This window comes from Microbulbifer regidiadema (SeqCode) (genome assembly GCF_052466995.1).
Window position 1 is genome coordinate 1,009,507 of record NZ_CP174297.1, and the last position, 20,610, is coordinate 1,030,116.

The 20,610-nt window shown below is 51.2% G+C and carries 7 protein-coding genes; 3 read left to right on the plus strand and 4 right to left on the minus strand.

Annotation, left to right across the window (positions count from 1 at the left end):
• Window positions 1-113 precede the first annotated feature (113 nt).
• Together ACJJIK_RS04165 and ACJJIK_RS04170 are read left to right on the plus strand one after the other, a co-directional pair.
• Complete coding sequence (locus ACJJIK_RS04165) at window positions 114-7,715, plus strand: SpvB/TcaC N-terminal domain-containing protein (RefSeq protein WP_444944304.1); 7,602 nt, start codon at window positions 114-116, stop codon at window positions 7,713-7,715.
• A 26-nt stretch (window positions 7,716-7,741) separates the two neighbouring features.
• Window positions 7,742-16,822, plus strand: a complete 9,081-nt coding sequence (locus ACJJIK_RS04170) for a Tc toxin subunit A-related protein (protein WP_444944305.1) — start codon at window positions 7,742-7,744, stop codon at window positions 16,820-16,822.
• Window positions 16,823-16,989: 167 nt separating this feature from the next.
• Here ACJJIK_RS04170 and ACJJIK_RS04175 read toward each other — a convergent pair whose 3' ends face one another.
• The gene (locus ACJJIK_RS04175; protein ID WP_444944306.1) at window positions 16,990-17,883 is read right to left on the minus strand and encodes a LysR substrate-binding domain-containing protein; all 894 of its coding nucleotides are present in this window, start codon (window positions 17,881-17,883) and stop codon (window positions 16,990-16,992) included.
• A gap of 260 nt (window positions 17,884-18,143) precedes the next feature.
• Between ACJJIK_RS04175 and ACJJIK_RS04180 the strand changes: the two genes are divergently transcribed.
• Entirely contained in the window at window positions 18,144-19,022 is an 879-nt protein-coding gene (locus tag ACJJIK_RS04180) for an alpha/beta fold hydrolase (RefSeq protein WP_444944307.1), read from the plus strand.
• A gap of 211 nt (window positions 19,023-19,233) precedes the next feature.
• On the opposite strand, the gene ACJJIK_RS04185 is transcribed toward ACJJIK_RS04180, so the two are convergent.
• The 3 genes from ACJJIK_RS04185 to ACJJIK_RS04195 form a co-directional block, all read right to left on the minus strand.
• A complete protein-coding gene (locus ACJJIK_RS04185; protein ID WP_444944308.1) occupies window positions 19,234-19,506 on the minus strand; it encodes a hypothetical protein in 273 nt (90 codons plus the stop codon).
• A 331-nt stretch (window positions 19,507-19,837) separates the two neighbouring features.
• Window positions 19,838-20,410: a zeta toxin family protein gene (locus tag ACJJIK_RS04190; protein WP_444944309.1), complete on the minus strand. Its 573-nt coding sequence runs from the start codon at window positions 20,408-20,410 to the stop codon at window positions 19,838-19,840.
• A 10-nt stretch (window positions 20,411-20,420) separates the two neighbouring features.
• Complete coding sequence (locus ACJJIK_RS04195; RefSeq protein WP_444931013.1) at window positions 20,421-20,594, minus strand: hypothetical protein; 174 nt, start codon at window positions 20,592-20,594, stop codon at window positions 20,421-20,423.
• Window positions 20,595-20,610: the final 16 nt, after the last annotated feature.

Genomic DNA, 20,610 nt, shown 5'->3' on the forward strand with positions numbered 1-20,610 from the left:
TTATAGTGGAGAGCTCCCTGCCGCTGGGTTATTTGTGCACCAGTGTAAAAACTAAAAGCTGTCTTACGTTAACTGAGTTATCAACACGGCCTTAGCCCGAATTGGATACCGGTATGCAAGACGATGATGCAGATTCACCTAAGTCAGGCCCCTTCAATTTACAAGGTGGCCTTTCCGAGCTGAAAACTGTTGAAATTCCTAAAATTGAGTTACCGCAAGCTGGCGGTGCTATTCGCGGTATTGATGAAAAACTATCGGTAAATGGGGCAAATGGAACAGCTTCATTTTCAGTACCTTTACCCGTCGCGGCAGCTCGTGGGGTAGCACCGCAGCTCCAGTTGAGTTACAGCTCTGGCTCGGGAAATAGCATTTTTGGCTTGGGCTGGGCTATTAGCTTAGAGTCGATTAAGCGTAAAACTAACCGTCAATTACCCCAATATAATGATCTGGAAGACTCAGATACCTATCTATTTGCCAGTGCAGAGGACCTGGTGCCAGAGTTTGCCAAGGGGCCAGGGGGCGATTTTCTACAAAACCCCGGTGGCGGCTACCAGTTAAGGGAGAGAGACTCTGCGGACGGCCAGTTTCAGATACGTTGCTACAGACCCAGAGTTGAAGGTTTATACAGCCGGATTGAGCGCTGGTTGCACAAAGACACCCTTGAGGTTCGCTGGCGGATACTTACTAAGGACAATATTACAATTCTTTTAGGCTGGAGTGACGCTACAAGGATTGCAGACCCAAATGATGTTCGAAAAGTATTTGAATGGCTGCCTGAATTTATCTTTGATGATTTGGGCAACTGTTGCCATTATGTTTACAAACAGGAAGATAGTATTGGGCTAGACAATAACTTACCCTGCAATAGTAATCGCCGCCAGGGGGATCAACTCCAGTATAGCAATTGTTACCTCACCGATATCTACTACGGAAATCGTACACCCTACTCTGCTTTAGAGGATATATTCCCAGAGCCTTTGGACTATATGTTTCATACCGCATTTGATTACGGTGAGTATGACCTCAGTCCACCCTACTCTAAAACGGCAAGCTGGGCTCAGCGGCAAGACCCCTTTTCCAATTACAAGCCAGGATTTGAACTGCGCACTAACCGCCTATGTCGGCGTGTTTTGTTGTTTCACCAATTCCAGGAGTTACCTGGCGGCGTAGCCCTGGTCCGCTCTCTCGATTTTGAACACGACGATAACGGTCAGCAGGGTTTTACCTTCCTGCGATCCATTACCTCTCGGGGCTATATCAAAGATGCCAATGGCGATTACTCCAGTAAATCGCTGCCACCGATGGTGTTCAACTACCAGCAACATGCCTGGAGCCGCCATGTTCAGGTAATTGACACAGATAATATTACCAATGCACCCGTTGGCCTTTCTTCCAGCTATCAGTTGGCAGACCTCTACAGCGAGGGGCTTTCCGGTATTCTGGTGGAGCGCTCTGGCAGCTGGTATTACAAGCGCAATTTGGGCAAAGGTCATTTTGAGGTAGCCAAGGCCGTTGCCCCCCAACCAGCGGTACAAAATACCAGTGGTCATTGGAAGTTGATGGACCTGGATGCGGATGGCGCCAAACAACTGGTTAATTTTCGCTCCAGCCCCCAGGGTTACTTTGAGTTTGGCGCAATTGGCGATGAGCCGCACTTTCACAGCTTCCAACAGCTGGCCAAAGTCGATCAGCGTAGCCCTCACGCCAAACTGCTGGATCTCACCGGAGATGGCAGAGCAGATATCCTGATTTCTGAAGATCATACTTTTACCTGGTATGAATCCAAGGGCCGGGATGGCTATAGCGGCGCCCGTCGGGTCGCGAAGTTATTTGATGAGGAGTCCGGCCCGGCCATCGTGTTCGCCGACAGCAAAGAGAGTATCTTTATTGCGGATATGAGCGGTGATGGCCTCAATGATATTGTGCGCATCCGCGCTTCAGAGGTGTGCTACTGGCCCAACCTGGGCTATGGCCGATTTGGCCGCAAAGTGGCGATGAACAGCCCTCCGCTCTTCGACGCGCCAGATTCGTTTAATCCCGCGTATTTACGCCTGGGGGATATTAGTGGTTCAGGAACTACAGATATTGTTTATCTGAGTAAGCAGAAGGCTTCCTGCTGGCTCAATCTGAGTGGCAATAGTCTGTCCTCCAGCCCCTTTGAAGTGGACTTCTTTGCAGAAATCCACAATTTGGCCGATGTCACTCTGGCTGATTTATTGGGCACGGGGACCCAGTGCTTGGTGTGGTCCAGCTTATTAGATAAGGATTCCGCAGCCCCGCTTCGCTATATCGACCTGATGAGCAGCCATAAGCCTCATTTAATGACAGGCTATAGCAATAATATGGGCAAAGAGGTGAACCTGACATTCACCCCCTCGACACAGTTCTATATCGAAGATGAACAGGCAGGCCGCCCCTGGGTAACAAAACTACACTTCCCGGTACAGTGTCTCTCTGCCGTCGAGACTTTAGACCGGATTACCGGGCACCGTTTTGTGAGCCACTATCGCTATGCCCACGGTTATTTTGACCACGCGGAGCGAGAGTTTCGCGGGTTTGGCATGGTAGAACAAACCGATTCTGAGCAGTTTGAGCATTGGGTTATGGGGGAGTCCAGCAATGTTGTGGAGCAACCCCTACACCAGGCCCCAGTGCTAACCCGTCAGTGGTTTCATACCGGCGCATTTATTCAGGAGAGTGAAATTCTCGCTCAATTTGAGGGTTCCTATTGGTATGCGGAGCTTAAGCGACAGGGGTTTAGTGCCGAGCACAGTGAACAGCGCTTACCGGATGCCACTATTTCTGTAGCTGATGGTTTGCCAAGCTCCCTACTCGATCAGCTCAATGCCATTGAGCACCGCCAGGCCGCCCGCGCCTGTAAAAGTATGTCTTTGCGCTCCGAGGTCTTTGCCCTGGATGCTCCCGCTAGCAATCCGGGTTCCGAAGAACTGCGGTTACAACTGACCCCTTTCGCGGTGGAGGCCTCCAACTGCCACATTGAGCTAATCCAGCCCAAAGGGCAAAACCCCTATGCGGTATTTGCCGTGCGCAGCAGTGAATCCATCAGCTACGCCTATGAACGGGACATTCAAGATCCTCGTATCGCACACACAATAAACCTCGATTTTGATCAATACGGTAATTTGCTGGAATCCGTGAGCGTGATGTACCCCCGTGCGCAGGTAGATACAGATCTGCCGCTCGCGACTCAAGCAGCCCAGGGGCGTACATCCATCAGCTACAAGGTGATGGACTTTACCAACGCAGTCGAAACCGATGATACCAGGCAGCTGCCACTACCTTCAGAAGAGCGCACCTATGAGTTACGGGGCATAGCCGCTTCAGGTGACTATTTTATCCCCGCCGACTTTTACGGGGCATCCCTGGCTGCGGAGGTGCCCTACCCTCAAAAGCACAATGATCCCCCGCCCGGCATGCCGGAGCGACGCCTGATAGAGCATCTGCGCTCAACTTATTATCGCGACGATTTAAGTGGGCCTCTACCGCTGCATCAATTGGAATCGCGGGCTCTCCCTTTTGAGACCTATCAATTGGCCTACACCCCCGCACTGCTAACAGAGATCTTTGCCGGAAAGGTTGACAATGCAACCCTGCTGGCCGGGTCCTATGTACATAGCGAAGGCGATAGCAATTGGTGGATACGCTCAGGGCATGTGAACTACCTTCAGCAAGGCGAGATGGCCAGTGCCGCACAAAATCGGTTCTTTATGCCGGTGAGCTATACAAATCCTGTTGGGGCCCAGACAAAAGTCAGCTACCTCGCGGCATTTACCTTTATTGAATCCTCTGAAGATGCTCTCGGCAACCGCACCCTCGTCGAACAGTTTGATTTTCGCACACTGACCCCGCGCCGCCTGCGCGATCCCAATAACAACCTTTCAGAATCCCTCTCTGATGAATTGGGCTTTGTAAAAGTGAGAGCGGTACTGGGTAAAGGGGGGGAAGCGGATGACCTGATCGGACACGAAGCCCAAACCAGTGAGAGTGAGGCGGGCCACACCAGTGATTTTTTTGCAGCGGCGAACTCCAATGAACTGGTTGGTTTGGGGCAAACCCTCCTGGGCCATGCCAGTAGCCGTTATGTCTACGATTTGGAAGCATTTCAAACATCGGGGGCGCCGATAGCGGTCGCCACAATTATTCGGGAACAGCACTTTCAACAAAACGATAACTCACCGATACAAATCAATTTTCAATACCACGGCGGACTGGGTGAAGTGGTGATGGAGAAGAGTCAGGCCGAACCCGGCCTGGCCAAACGCCTCACTATGGGCCCAGATAACAGCGTGGTGATTGAAGAGGTGGATACATCGCCGCATTTACGCTGGGTGGGCACCGGCCGGGTAGCCGTTAATAACAAAGGTAACCCGGTCAAACGGTATGAACCTTACTTTTCCACCAGTCACGCTTATGAAGACCGGCGTGAACTGGTGGAAACCGGAGTCACCGCGATCTTTTATTACGACCCACTGGGGCGGGAGCAACGGATGCAGCTCCCGGACGGCACCTTCAGTAAAACTGAGTTTAGCTCCTGGAGCCACATTACTTATGACCCTGGCGATACTGTGTTGGAGTCCTCCTGGCATCACAATCGGGTTAACCAACTGATCAATGAGGAGCTAAGTAGCGAAGGTAAAGATCCATTGAAAGAGGCCGAAGCCGCTACAGCCTCAGAAATTTATCACGATACCCCCTCAATCAAACACCTAGACCCTCTCGGGCGCCCGGTCTTACAGGTTCAGCACAATCGCTTTAATGGCGGTGATGAATTTATGTTAGCGATTGGCGAGCTGGATATTGAGGGTAACCTGCTATCGGTTACTGATCCGCGCGGCAATCAAGTTGCCAGCTATCAGTACAGTTTGCTCGGCGTTGATGCCTATCAGCATCTATCGGACTCGGGACAGCGGTGGATACTCGAAGATGTGGATGGCAAACCACTGCGGACTTGGGATGAGCGCAACCACGAATTCCAATATCAATATGACTTACTAGGCAGGCCCACAGAGTCGCGAGTTATCGGTGGCGACGGCGTACAGCCACTGGATCATCTCTTTGAACGTATTTTCTACGGCGAAGCGGAGCCGGTCCCGGAAAACAACAATTTGCGCGGCCGGGTGGCCCGATACTATGACACCGGCGGCCTCTCTCTGGTGCAGTCTTATGACTTCAAAGGGAAGCCCCTGAATAATCACAGACAGCTGTTTGCTGACTATAAAGGCATACCTAACTGGACCGATCCCAATTTGATCGCCGATCTGGAAAATGAAGTCTTTATATCCACCACAGAGCGGGACGCCCTGGGCAGGCCCACCCAATCGACGGCACCAGACGGCTCTGTTGAGCTGACTTTCTACAATGAAGCAGGATTGCTCCAGCAGAAGCAGTTCCAGCCCGATGGCGGTCTGCTCCAGACGATCATCAATAATGTCGATTACAACTCGAAGGGGCAAAGAGTCCGGTTAGAGTTGGGCAATGGTGTGGTTACTGAATATCAATACGACAGTAAAAACTTTAACCTTCTGCGAGTCAGTTCCACCGCCGGAGGAAATCAGGTACTTCAGGACCTGAGATTTACCTACGATGCAACCGGTAACATTAGCCATACACTGGACGACGCAGTACCAGTGCAGTTTTTCAACAATCAGGTTACCAGTGGGCTGTCTACCTACATCTACGATGCCGCTTACCGTCTGCGCACGGCCACAGGCCGAGAAAACAATGCAGCGCTGGTATTCGCGGCCAACGATAACTGGAATGACCTCTCCTTTCGGCACGCTCTCAGCAATGGTGATCCTGCGGCAATACGGAATTATAGCCAGCTATTTGACTACGACCTCGCCGGCAACCTGCTACAAGTTCAGCACCAGGCTTCAGGAAACAACTGGACACGGGATTACACTTACCAAGCCGCCAATAATCGGATGACCTCCACCAGCGTTGCCGGCGACAACTATCTTTACGGTTATCACCCAAACCACGGCTATATCAACTCCATGCCTCATCTGGAGGAGCTTGGCTGGAACTTTAAAGAGAAGCTGGTACTTTCCATTCGCCAAAAGGTACTCAATGGAACACCCGAGACAACCTACTATCAGTATGCTGCGGACGGGGAGCGTATTCGAAAAATAACTGAGCTAGCAGCAGCGCCGGGCCAGCAAGCTCAGCAAAAAGAGCAGCGTATATATCTGGGCAACTACGAGCGCTATGAAAAGCTATCGGGGCAAAATAATGGCTTGGTCAGGCACAGCCTCTCTGTCACTGATGATCAGGGGCGAATAGCCCTGATTGACCGGCGCAACCATATCGACGACGGCACTCTGCCCAGCCTTATTCGCTATCAAATCAGCAACCATTTAAATAGTGCCTGCCTGGAAGTAGACGAAAATGCGCAGACTATTTCCTACGAGGAGTACCACCCTTTTGGAACAACCGCCTACCAGGCGACCAACAACAATATCCAGGCTGCAGCAAAACGCTATCGCTATGTGGGAATGGAGAGAGACGATGAAACCGGCCTCTCCTATCACTCCGCCCGCTTCTACATCGCCTGGCTCGGGCGATGGTTGAGTGCGGACCCCAGTGGCATTGAAGATGCTTTAAATGTTTATCAATACTCGAAAAATAACCCGGTCTCACTCACTGATACCAATGGCCATGAAAGTGATGAACAAAAGGCCTCCCGATTATTTGAGGAGTTCCTCGTCGATCAGGGCGTGAACTACCGCAAGGAGGTGCCGTTCCGGGTGAAGGTCAACGGTAACTGGGTCAAGGGTCGCGCAGATTTCTTTGTCGAGACCTCAACAGGCTGGGAGCCCGTAGAAATGAAAGGCAAGGCGAGCTCACCTTGGACTACGGCACAGAAAAAATATTTACCGGCCTTGCAATCAGGTGCCCAATGGGAAACTACGAATACGCGTAAATTTAAAACCAAGGTTTCGGGCTCTGGAGGCGGCAAGGTCTTTAACGTACACACTGTCGCTGCCGGCAAATATCAATTTCAAAAACTCTTTACTTCTTCTGTTATCCGCAGACCTGGGGGCGATGCCTCAAAGGGGGAGAAGGTTACGGTTACTAAAGACAAAGACGGCAACGTACTAGAGACCTCTTCCAAACCTCATACCAGCGAGGGAACACGCTCAACCCCCACAGACACAAAGACCAAGACTAAAACCAAGACCAGAGTACGAGCAAAAGCAAAAGGACCAAGAGTCAGAGGGCGAGGTCCACTTGGCCTGCTTGTCGGCGGTGCCGTTGCCGGCGGAACACTGCTGACTGGCGGGGATGCCTATGCGGCGGCTCAATCCGTCAACCCGGCAGCTGAGACAACCGATGCCTTGGTTGAGGGTGGAGATACAGGGGATGTGGGTAAAGGCATTGCTACCGATATCTTCTATTGGACTCCACCAGGTATCGTTGTAGGTACAGCAGAATTGGTGTGGGATCTGAATCAAATGGCTATGGATGCCTCCCACTTCCCAGTCCCCGAAGGCTTTACCGAACAGATGGTTGAAGAGGGGCGCAATCCTTTCTGTGCGATATGCCATGATTCCCGGGGGCCCGGCAGTGAAGCCTATCGCCAACAGCAAATGCTTAATTCACAGTTACTTCAGAATACTGAACCAGCAACAAATGCCCTGACCGATGCAGAGCAAGAAGCCATTCTAGAGTTTATTAACAACCTGGAAGAATAACGAAAAAGGACAAATAGGACGCGACCATGGCACAGAACAATATCATCATGGGAGCAGTCACCAGCAATTATGGTGATTCTACCGAAGGACTGTTGGTTAGAGCTTACGATATGGGGCTTCGTTCTTTGCGTCCCCTGGGAGAGACAAGCGTTGGCGCTGATGGGAAGTACCTGCTCCAGTGGGTGTCTAAAAGTGATGTGGCAGGTGAAGAGAGTATTGCCCTGGGCTTGGAAATACTGGTGCCCATCAGCGAAACGCTACTTTTCCGCACCGCACCCGACAGCACCTTGTTTCCTGCGGGCAGCCGGGAGGTCATTAATGTCACCCTTAAGCAGCGCATCACTCGGGAGAGCATTGAATACGATGTACTGAAGCAGGATATCCAGCCCTTGATGGGCAACCTCAGAGCCGCAGAGCTGGAAGAGACCAGCGAGAATGGAGATGTATCGCTCCTGGCAAAACGCACCGGGCAGTCACCCAGTAGTATCACTTACCTGGCACTGGCCGAGCGCCTGGAAGAAGCATCTGGTATTGAAGCGCCCTTCTTTTACGCTCTTTTACAGCAGGGCACACTACTCAGAAACGACTTTAGGCAGCCTTTACAGCTGCGCCTCTCTGTCGATATAGATAGCGACACTACAGCATTACTATATGAGGCGGCACTGACCGATAGTGCAGCAATTGAGCAGGGTATTCAGCAGGCGGTCGCTGAGAAAGTCATCACTTCAGAGACAGCAAACAATGTTGCCAAGCACCTGGACACTCTATCTACTTATAAAGATGAAGCGCAAAAATTTGCTGATACTGAGCGACAAGAGCGCATTCTCGGGGTTATCTCACAGTTTGTGACTAAAGATAAACTCAATGAAGCCACAACCCTGCTCAATGAAAATCCCGGCAACCTCGATAGCGCCCTGGAGAAAATAGCTAACAAAGCATTTCTGGTGGATGCCAGCAGCGCGCCAAAGTTAAAAACCGAGCTGGCATTAGGGGAAATTCTTGGCTTTGACAAAGTGTTCATCGATCAAGTGGCCAAGCGCGAGAACATCTCAAGCACGGATGAAATTGGGCGATTGGCGAAACTGTCTAAGGAGGACTGGAGTAAGCTGCTCAAGCAAGCTGACAGTGAAATTAGACCAAGCAGCAAACCATTAGCCAGCGGCGCGATTGAAACCTATGCAAAATCGCTCACACTCCGCTTGGAAAGTGCCTATCCATCAGAGGCATTCCTTGCACAGTTGGAAAGAGACAAGCAGCCGCGTATAAAAAACCGTGCCGAGATTACGGCGCTTATCAATGAAGCGGCAAAATTTGACCTAAAAAGCACAAATATTGATCAGCTTTTTGAGGAAAAGCAGCTAACAGGCGAGGAGCATCAGGCCTCCCGCGAAGAGTTGAAGAAAGTACAGCGTGTATACCGCCTGGCGCCGCAGTACGACAAGGTGACTGGGCTGCTGGACCGGGGAATCACCTCATCGCGGGATATTGTCGCCAAGGGAAAATCCCTCTTTCTCAAGGAAATAGCCCCTGCCGCTGGCATCAAGTCTGAAGAAGCGGGGCTGATATATGCCAAAGCGGAGAGCCTATCTAGCGCGGCAATGATGGTTGCGGGAGATTTACAGGATTTGGCCGCTGCCAATGTTATTCCCTCAATCAACACAAAGAAACTCGCGGTCAAGGCACAGCAAGTCGCAGAGGATTATCCAAATTTAAAGTCCCTGTTTAAGGGCACCGATACCTGTGCCTGCGAACACTGCCGCTCGGTTTATGGACCCGCCGCCTATTTGGTTGAACTACTGGAATTTGTCGATAGCCGCAATGTTACAGATCTGACCGTTGCCCCACCGGTAACAACGAATCACGCACGAGACCTGCTGTTTGAGCGCCGCCCAGATCTGGGGGAAATTGATCTCAATTGTGCTAACGCCGTTACCCCTGTTCCCTATATCGATTTAGTCTGTGAACAATTGGAGACATTGATCGCTCCAGATACCGGCATACCCTATAGCGGCGACCTCGCCAGTGGCAGTGACCCTCTGGTTGGGAGTATCTCGCCCAATTTGCATACGGCTCTGCTCAACAATGGTATTCCCATCAGTGAAAATGCCCAGGTTTTCCCCTCGGAAACCCTCGGGGTATCGACAACCCTGCCCCACTATATCCGCGATACCAAAGCGGTAGTTAAGGCGGTCAATCAGGGCGGTAATAACTATACCCTGTTTCGGCTGCGGCAAACCCTTTCCCCAGCAGAAGAGCTGGCGGCTGCTCCCGAATATGTCAACCAGGCGGCCTACTCTGAACTGGCTTCAAGTAATTTCGCCTTCACACTGCCATTTGATCTTCACCATACCGAGGCAATAGCCTATTTCGATCGCTTTGATGTCGACCGCGCAGAGCTTATGCGCAGGTTCCAAGTAGGCAGCAACCCGCAAGAATATGTGATCGCAGCAGAGCGCCTGGGGCTTAACGACAGCGAACGGCAGCTGATCACCCAGACTGATATTGCCGGACAAAACGATTATTGGAATACCCCCCTGCCGGATTTGGCTGTTGTCAGCACTTTTCTAGATAAAACTGCACTGACTTACCTTGAGCTCAATCGCCTCTTGGCATTGAATTACATTGATCCCGACAGCAATTTATTTATCCGCCACCTGGATTTAACCTGCAACCTGGATCAAAAGGAGATTGCCAACCTCGACAATAGTGCCCTGGATAGAATCCATCGCTTCTTGCGACTACAGAAGGTAACCGGCTGGAAGCTGGAAACTCTGGACGCCATTATCAGTCAGCCCGCCTTAGGTGGAGGCCAGCTGGACAATGATACGATAAGCCTTCTTGGCGATTTGTCGGAACTGAGCCGCCTCAGTGAAATTGATATTGATGATCTCATTGCCTGCTATGGCGAAATTCCCCTGCAAAACTACCCACTAGTCTTCCAGAACAAGGCCAAAAACGGCGTTATCGATGAGGCTTTGGCACGGGAAAATATTGACGGAACGGGTTTTCTCGCCGATGTGGCCGGCAGCCTGGCAACCTGCCTGCAAATTGACAGTGAGTCTTTTAACCGTTTACTGACGTTGCTGGCAGACAATATTCTCAATATTGAAAATCTCAGCTCTCTGCTCCTGCTAACCCACTTGATGCATCGTCAGAAATTAAGTGCTGAAGATATCGATATCCTGATTGATCTCTGTGCGGTAGACCCTCTGCTGTCCCCTTTAGATACGCTCGAATTCGTCCACTATGCCCAAGTGACCCGTTCACTGCCCATCGGCTTGTCCACATTACGATTTTGGCTGTACCACCAAGCAGAGGATCTTGAAGTACTGGAGCTTAAGACGGCATCCATCGAAGAGATTCTGGGCCAACTCCAAGGTGCTTACCAGCAGGCATGGATCGATAACGCCTCGCCTTTTGATGCAAACCTGGAGTCTGCTGAACAACAAGAGGCCCTGCTAAAACTCTTGGGCCAATTCACCCAGGTTAGTGAAGATGATGGCAAAGCCATCCTGGGATTCCTGGAACGGGACTGGGATTCTGCTGCTGCCGCAAAAGGGTTGATCGATAATCTGTTTGCAGCCACTTTCGATACTCTATCTATCAATGCCGCAATTGATACCCTCGATTTACTCGCACCAGATGCAGATATTAGCCAGGCCAGTAAAGATTTACTGCAAGTGCTAATGAGCGCCCTGTCATCCCATCAGTTTTTTATTGCGAAACAGCAGATACTAACCACCAGTATCGCATCTGCATTTAAAGCCGACTCAGATATTATCGACACAATACTCAAGGCAGCAGAATTAAAACAGCCACTGCCGGGTCACGGTGTTTTAGCTGAACTACTACTGGCTGATGACCTGATTGACACTCTGAATCAACCCCCTGTGCCGCCGGTAATCTCAGCGGGCAATTTCCCGCTGCACTTTGCCGCTTTGCGGCTCCTGCACAAGCTGGTGCCGTTAGCGCTGTCCCTACAGGTGGATGCCGCGTTGCTCAACTGGTTGCTACAACACAGCGAAGCACTGGACTGGCTAGAGATTGACAAAATTCCCAATGAGAGTGGGCAGCAGGAACAGCGCCTGGATGATTACCTAAATATTATCCTAGCCCTGCAACTAGCTGAGGAACTGCCAGCGGTGGCTGACCCTGCCGACGCCGGCAACGCGATCAGTTTTTGGTCCGTATTGGCCATGACACTCCCGGGAAGCGCGGCGAGCCGGGAGGATTTTCTGGATAGGTTGGCACTTCTCAGCGCACACGATCTCGCCTTACTCGACGCCCTCGATACGCATTTCTTCCCTGCATTTGATCTCAGCGAATATCGCAAGCCAGCCACTTGGAGCCGTATTTTGGAAAGCGCTGAGCTTGCGCGACAGCTATCCAGTTCTGTCGAGCAAATCCAGCAATTCATCAAACCCGCACTTAACAGTGACGACACACAGCAACTGCGCCAGGCATTGAAATCCCGCTACGATGAGTCCACCTGGCTCGGGACCCTCAAGGAAGTGATGGACGCTATTCGCCCGCAAAAGCGGGATGCCCTGATTGCCTATCTGCTCGCAACGAGGCCAGAATTTAACCACACCAATGATCTCTACGATCACCTGCTGATCGATGTAGAGATGGAAGCCTGTATGCCCAGTTCAAGGATTGTGCAGGCACACAATGCTATCCAGCTATTCGTGCAAAGATGCCTATTGGGTTTAGAACCCAGAGCGGCTGCGGATAAAGACAATGACAGTGGCTGGGAGCACTGGAAATGGCTCAAGCTCTATCGCCTGCGCGAGGTCAACTACAAGATTTTCCTCTACCCAGAGAACTGGATCGAAGCCGAACTGCGCGACGACAAATCCTCCCTTTTTGTCGAACTCGAGGACGAGCTACAGCAAAACGAGCTGACAGAATTTACTGCCGAGCAAGCCTTTATCGGCTATATGCAGCGACTGGATGATTTGGCTTTCCTGGAGGTGGTGGCCACCTGGTATCAAACCTCAACGCGTATAATGCATGTGTTTGCCCGCACCAAATCCGGTGATCCCGCCACTTACTACTACCGCAGGTTTGAGCAGGAACGCTACTGGACCCCGTGGGAGCTGGTGGACCTGGATATTACCAGTGACCAGCTGCTGGCCCTGGAGCGCAATAATCGGCTCACCCTGGCCTGGCCAATCTTTAGTGAGGAGCCCGACCCCAACCCCGAATCCACAGTGCCGGATTCCACCCCGGGCACTGTCGCCGCGACAGACAAACCCAAACGAAAACTAAAAATTCAGCTGGCCGTCAGCGAGTTTGCCGATGGCCGCTGGCAGCCCAAACGGGTATCGAAAGATGCGGTGTTGACCCCCTCCAGCTATACAACGGCAAACCTGCAACAGGAGCTCTACAACCTGATCTATTTGCAGGCTGTTGACCAGGTATTGTTACTAAAAGCCCTGGGCCAGGACGCCACTGAACTGCGAGGCTCCTTTTTACTCACTGGCTGCAAAGGTTATCCAGAGCTGGCGACCCAGGGGAACGCCCCCTTCCCAGATTTCTTCCCGGACTTCAAAGATACACTGCTTACCGTGCAGCGCTATAAAGAGTGGAATTGGGACCCGGCCGACCAAATGGCTGCGCGTACCGCTTTAACGCCCTTTGGCTTTTACGATATTTTGAATCGTACCCCGGGTAATTTCCGTATCACTTATCCCCACCAAATGACCATTATTGATTGGGCAATGATACTGATCCAATACCTGTTTATCCTGGCTTACAGTAATAGCAATAGTACCGCCGCCAAGTATGACAAGGTGCTGAAATTTCCGCTTGGCACACTGCTACCTTACTTTATGGAGGATAGTGAGCAGGGCTATGTGATCATCCCCGGTTTTTACGCCCGGGCTTCCGGAGATCCCAGCGGCGAACTGACCAGCGCAAGCTCTTCCACTACCGAAGTTCGCCGAACGGCATCTGACGTCATCCAGTTTATAGAGGATGCTCTGAACCTCTACCTGAAGGTGGTTGCCCGGGTACAGGCCGGGGAGAGTTTTGCGGATGTTGTGCAAGACTTACCCAATGATGATGACTATCAGAAATTGCTGTCAGAATTCCAGACCTACACAGAGCTTCAGTACGGTGAGCGCTTCGCCAATATGTACCACCCGCTGATGTGCGCCTTCCGCAAAATCCTCTATCAAGAAGGTATTCCCGCCCTGATGCGGCGCAGCACCCAAATGCAGCAAACCGCTTTCAGCTTTGCCAACTACTATGATCCCGCCCCCGTGGTGCCGGAAGAATACCCGATTGAGGATGTTGATTTTGCGTCGGATGGTAGCTACAGCGGTTACAACTGGGAAATCTTCTTCCACCTGCCCATGCTGATTGCCACCCAATTAACACGCAATCAGCGCTTTGAAGAGGCAATGGAGTGGCTGCACTTTATCTTTAACCCGACCGGGGCTCTGCCCGGTGAGGCCCCCAACAAATACTGGGTTACCAAGCCTTTCTTCCTCCGCAGTGAAGACGAGTATATCGAACAACGTATTGATCAATTGTTATACCGGATTGCCGATCCCAATACGCCGGAAATTAAAGAGCTGGAATTTGCCATTCGGCAGTGGCGGGATAAGCCATTTAGCCCCCATGTGGTTGCACGCTTCCGTAGCGTCGCCTACCAAAAGGCGATCCTGATGAAGTACATCGATAACTTGGTTGAGTGGGGGGATTACCTGTTCCGCCAGGACACGATGGAGTCTATCGCCCAGGCCACCCAAATGTATATCCTCGCGGATAAACTGCTGGGGCCCAAGCCCCGCGTCGTCCCCCCCGTCGTAGAACCACCACCACAAACTTACAACCAATTGCAGGGCAAGCTCGGGGCCCTCGGCAATGCGCTGGTAGAGCTGGAAAATATCCTACCGGACCTAGCCGCCCTTCCCGAGGGCGGAGCTGAATTGCCTCCGGCACCAATCACCTTATCCATGTTGTACTTTTGTATTCCGCAAAATGAGCAGATGGTGGCCTATTGGGATCGGATCGCCGACCGGCTGTTTAAAATTCGCCACTGCCAGAATATTGATGGCGTTGAAAGAAGTCTGGCCCTGTTTGCCCCCCCAATCGATCCGGCCATGCTGGTGAAAGCGGCGGCCTCGGGCCTGGATATATCCTCCGTGATTGCCGGACTCAACGCCCCTTTGCCCTACTATCGCTTCAGCTCTCTGTCCCAAAAGGCCAGTGAGTTCGCCGGTGAAGTCCGCAGCCTGGGAAGCTCATTGCTACAGGCACTGGAAAAGAGAGATGCTGAAGAGCTGGCCTTGTTGCGCAGCGAACTGGAAATCAAGCTGCTGGAAGCCAGCACCCAACAAAAAGAGTTGGCGATTGAGGAGACGACAGAGCAAATCGAAGTACTCCGCCGCACCCGAAAAGTTACCGAAGAGCGGCACCAGTTCTACGCAAATATCGAGAAAATCAGCGCCAAAGAACAACTCAACCTGGATAAGCTGGCCAAAAGCCAGGATATGCAGCTGGGCTCACAGATCAGCCGCACCCTTGCGGGGGTTATGGCTATGGCGCCATCCCTTCTGGGCGGGGCCTCCGGTTTTGGTGGCAGCCCTCATATCACCTTGGAATGGGGCGGCAAAAATCTCGCCGCCGCAGCCAATTCCGCCGCAGATGTACTGGATATTCTCGCGGGCATTGCTGCCTATGAAGCCAATAGAGCATCGATTACCGGCGGTTACAATCGCCGTTTCGAGGACTGGAAACACCAGGAAAGCCAGGCACTGCTGGAGCTGGATTCAATCGACCAGCAGATTACCGCAGCGGAAATTCGCAAGGCGATGGCCGAAGAGGACCTGAAAAATCACCAACGGCAAATTGATAATGCCCATCAGACCGAAGAGTACATGCACTCCAAGTTTACCAATCAGGAGTTATATCAGTGGATGCTGGGCAAAATCAGCTCGGTCTATTTTAGTGCTTATAAACTCGCCCACGACCTGGCGAAAAAAGCTGAGCGCAACTATCAATTTGAACTGGGTCGCCAGGATAGCTTTATCGCCTATGGCTATTGGGACAGCTTAAAGAAAGGGCTACAGTGCGCGGATAAACTTATTTACGACATCAATCGAATGAGTGCGGCCTACCTGGACAACAACAAGCGCGAATACGAAGTTACCAAGCATATCTCCCTGGCTCAGCTCGACCCTCTCGCCCTGGCAAGGCTGAGAGCTACCGGCAGCTGTGATTTTGAAATAGCGGAAGCCATCTTGGACTTGGATCACCCCGGCCACTATTTCCGCCGTATTCGGGCTGTGAGCCTAAGTATGCCCTGTGTCGCTGGCCCGCAGACGTCAGTGGGCGCCAAGCTCTCATTAGTTGCCAATAAATACCGCAGGGACCTACACCCGGACAATCTCGCCGGAACCGGTTACGCCGAAGATCCCGGCAATGATGAGCGTTTTGCCTACAATATCGGCGCAATTCAATCTATTGCCACATCGGCGGCCCAGCAGGACAGCGGTATGTTTGAGCTGAATTTCCGTGACGATCGCTACCTGCCCTTCGAGGGAACAGGGGCTATTAGTAGCTGGCGCCTCGAACTCCCCAGCAAGACGCTGGCCCAGTTCAACTATGACACCATTGCCGACGTGGTACTCCATTTAAGCTATACCGCCCGCGATGGGGGCTCCGGGCTTCGCGCCTTGGCAGAGACCAGCATGACTGAGCGGCTACAACTGATCAATCAGGAATTGGGCCGGACTGGACTGCATAGCGCTATTGACCTGAAGCATGAACTTCCCAACGAGTGGCACTTACTGAAAGGACAGGGTTCTACACAAATTACCCTAGAGCGAACCCAGCTGCCCTATCTGGCCCAATCGCTGGAGGCGAGTATTTCTCATATCGTCTTGCTCGCTCAAGTAGCGGATAACCCTGCCACATTCGCCTTGGATATTGATGATGCACCAGTCAACCTTGCGAGAATCGATGAGTGGGGACTGTGTCAAGGTGAGGTAAATACCATCGCCCTGGATACGCCATTCGAGCTCAGCGTGGCCGAGGTTGATCAGGACAAGCTGGAGAAGTTACTGCTGATCGTGAAATACACCTTTAATGGTTAGTTTGGCGTAATTTTTCAGATTGCTGCTGTTACCTTGGAGGGGGGTTGCACTGGTTGGGGGCCCATCTGGCCCCTCCTCTATCGCAGGTGTGCCGCTTGTTGCGGGACGTTAGGGAGCTTCGCAATTTCTCTGGGCGCCTTAGATGGTGATAATGGCGGTGCTTAAAATTAGGCGCTATTGAGAAATGGATTGCCTCGAAGCTCCTGAATCGCAATATCAGCAAACGCCCGCACTTTACCCGGTACCCTGCCACTACCCCCAAAAACTATATGAATCGGCAAGGGTTCAGGAGCGAACTCAGACAGTACCGCCTGTAGATTGCCCTGTTCCAAGTCTGGTGCTATCTGATAGGACAAAACATGTGTTAATCCTACCCCCATTTTTGCGGCATCAATGGCTGCTTGAACCGATGAAAATTCAAGCCTGGGTTTGATTCTTAGATTGTCATTGGCAAAGTGCCATGCTGTACGCAAGCCATCTGGCTTGAGTGCGATCAAAGTGTGATTATTGAGATCCTTCGGGGTTGTCGGGACACCATACTTTGCAAGATAGGAAGGTGTACCACACACAATCTGCTGTACAGAGCCAATTTTTGTTGCAACCAGACTAGAATCGGGTAGGTGACCAATACGGATAGCGAGATCAATCCCCTCTTCAAACAGATTAACCACACGATCGAGATAGGCCGCATCTACAGTCGTATTCTCATAAAGGTTCAAGTACCGAGCAATGATAGGGGTAATGTAGATTTGCCCAAATAACGTGGGGGCTGTAATCCGTAATTGCCCGGTTGGTACCCGATGTGCACCTCGAACAGCATCGTTAGCGGCCTTATATTCATGGAGAATACGGCGGGTATCTTCTAAATAAAGTTTACCTACGGCCGTTAGGGAAACTAGCCGAGTAGTGCGATTGAATAGTGTAACGCCTAATTCGGCCTCTAGGTCCCCAATAATTCTCGTCACCGAGGGTGCGCTGATTGATAGTGCCCTAGCCGCAGCCGCAAAACTGCCCGCATCAGCCACCGCAATAAAGACTTCCAGTGCGCGAAATCGATCCATAGTTAGCAGTATTTCCTACACTTTCATTGTTTTATATTTCAAAATAAAGAGTTTCCATGCATGGATATTCTTTCATTTCGGGTAATTTGAAACAATAGCTTTAGGCCAGACACTGCTGAGTCAGTATCGAAAGTAACCATTTCGGAGAGTAGCGATCAACAAATGCTGTGGTGATGTTAGTGAGCCGCCAGGAGCGTATTTAACAAACTACAGCAGCTGAGTGATCCACCTGGATTCATTCTAATTAACTGGAGAAGACAATGAGTAATATCATCAATAAAGCCGTAGCCCATCACACTATTCAGGTCGGTGATGTTAAGGTTTTCTATCGAGAAGCGGGAGATATCACGGCGCCTACCCTGTTATTACTGCATGGCTTCCCTAGCTCCAGTCATATGTATAGGAATATCATCCCCAAACTGGCAGAAAAGTATCACATTGTTGCGCCGGACCTTCCAGGTTTTGGCTGGACTGAGGCACCGAAGCGCGGAGTATTCGAATATACCTTCCATAACTTGTACAAAACCATTGAAGGGTTTGTTGGCGCGATATCCCTGGAACGTTTTGCCATCATGGTTTTTGACTATGGAGCACCGGTAGGATTTCGTCTAGCGGCAAACAACCCTGATATGGTGTCTGCGATTATCACTCAGAACGGCAATATGTATGAAGAGGGGCTACTGGATGCCTGGGAGCCTACGAGGAAATATTGGGAAAACCCCAGCCAGGAGAACCGAGATAACTTACGTGTATTGCTCAAGCCCGAGTCTACTCAATATCAGTATCACCATGGCGTACCAGAATCTCACCTGTCACTTATCAGCCCCGATTCTATTGCACACGACCAATCTATCCTCGATCGTGATTGCGATATACAGTTAGACCTATTTGGTGACTACAAATCCAACGTCGCACTTTACCCTGAATGGCAGCGCTATCTAAGAACCTACAAGCCCCCGGTGCTGGCTACTTGGGGCAAAAATGATCCTTTTTTTGGCCCCGCAGGAGCTGAAGCCTTCAAAAAGGATGTGCCCGATGCTGAAGTACACTTATTCGATACAGGACACTTTGCCCTTGAGACACATGGCGGAGAAATCTCAGACTTAATTATTAAATTTCTTGCCAGGAATATTGAGTAATTCAAGTCGAGCGCAAGGGCCTTATCATCTGTGATTGATAAGGCCCTTGCCTCCCAATATCGACTAGCGCCACCCCCAAAGATTGCCCTACAGCCTTCAGGCAATGAGCGCAGTAAATCTGACCCAACGCGACTCCACTATCATTCGGAGGGGCTTCGCGGTGGCTATGAACGGCAAAGCCCCGGCTTTGTAACAGCGCTTTAACTACAGTTTAGTGACCATCAATCTCCTCAAACTTTAAGCTCTCCAGGATGATGTCCCGGGCTTCCCTGTGATGAATATCGGTGAGTTCATCTATCTCCAGCTTAAGCCCTTCAAGTGAGGTACCGAGTATCTCCCTGTCAAAATGCTCCCGTAAGTGCCTGGCTGAGATCTGTGCCAGGGCGCCCAAACGCAGGCGAACACCGATCAGCCTGCCCGGTTCATCGGAAGCGAGTTCGTGGATTTTATCAATCAGGTTTTTGATAAGGCTCTGTTCGCGCATGGCGATCTCCGCTGCTTAGTGACTAGTGCGTGATATGTCTATACCCCGCTCAACGCGCGGCTCTGACCTCTCTTGGCAGATAATCCCCACCCTTCTAGCGGGCTTCCTAGGCGAATCCCAAAAACAGTAGCGCAACAGCACCCAGGTGAGCGCTTCGACCAAGGCAAGTCTGTGATTCGATTTAGTCCACAGAGGTAGATTTTGCAAATATGTGCAGTGTGCCCGGAGCCCTCTACAGCCATCTTCCCTACGGAAGACCTCAAAGACTCCAAGAGCTCGAAAATTTCGATATGACGTGCTCCGCCTCCTTCAGACAGCGAATTACCCGCTCTTAAGGTAGATACGATTGAATCCAACTCGGAACTGATGGGGAGACTTCGTGAACCACTCCATCACGATAATCGCAAGCCCACTGGTAACCTTGGCTGTTATCGTAAATATGGGTGCTTGCAAATAGCTGAATATGTGCTTTCAGATTGGCAACTGAGCGTGAATATCGCCGCGCAATGTCATTGGCTGGTATGGCGTGGCCACCCAAATCAATACGCTTTGCAATCCTCTCTGTACTTAAATTGGGGCTGTTTAAGCCAACATAAATGAATGTGGTACGAAAACCGTTTTGCCGAGCCTTATTGGCATACCGGATATACGTAGACCCAGAAATAGTTGACTCAGCGATAAAGGACTGACCCTTATCAATACAATTTTTTACTAGACCCAACGCCTTTCTGCCTGCGGAAACCTGTTTCAGATCGACCGTTGCGAATGAACCTGTCATGTCCTTAGCAATAGCATCAGGATCGATCACCTGAACGCTAGGAAACCTCCTTTTTATGGCTGCCGACATGGTGGACTTACCAGCCCCATTTGGGCCAGCGATAAGAAAGAATTGTGGCCTGGACAAACTGTATTCCTTAGTCCTTGGATGGTTTGGGATGGATTGACTTGCGCTTTTCCGCCGAAATGGCCTCCTTATAAGCCTCCTCTCCCAAGCGCTTTCTCCCTTCTTCTGTTTCAAGCTCTCTGGCCAGTTGCTCTAACTGAGTCTCTCCTGCAGATTTCAGCTTGTCCCCATACTTCTGTTTCATCTCAATATCTCATCGT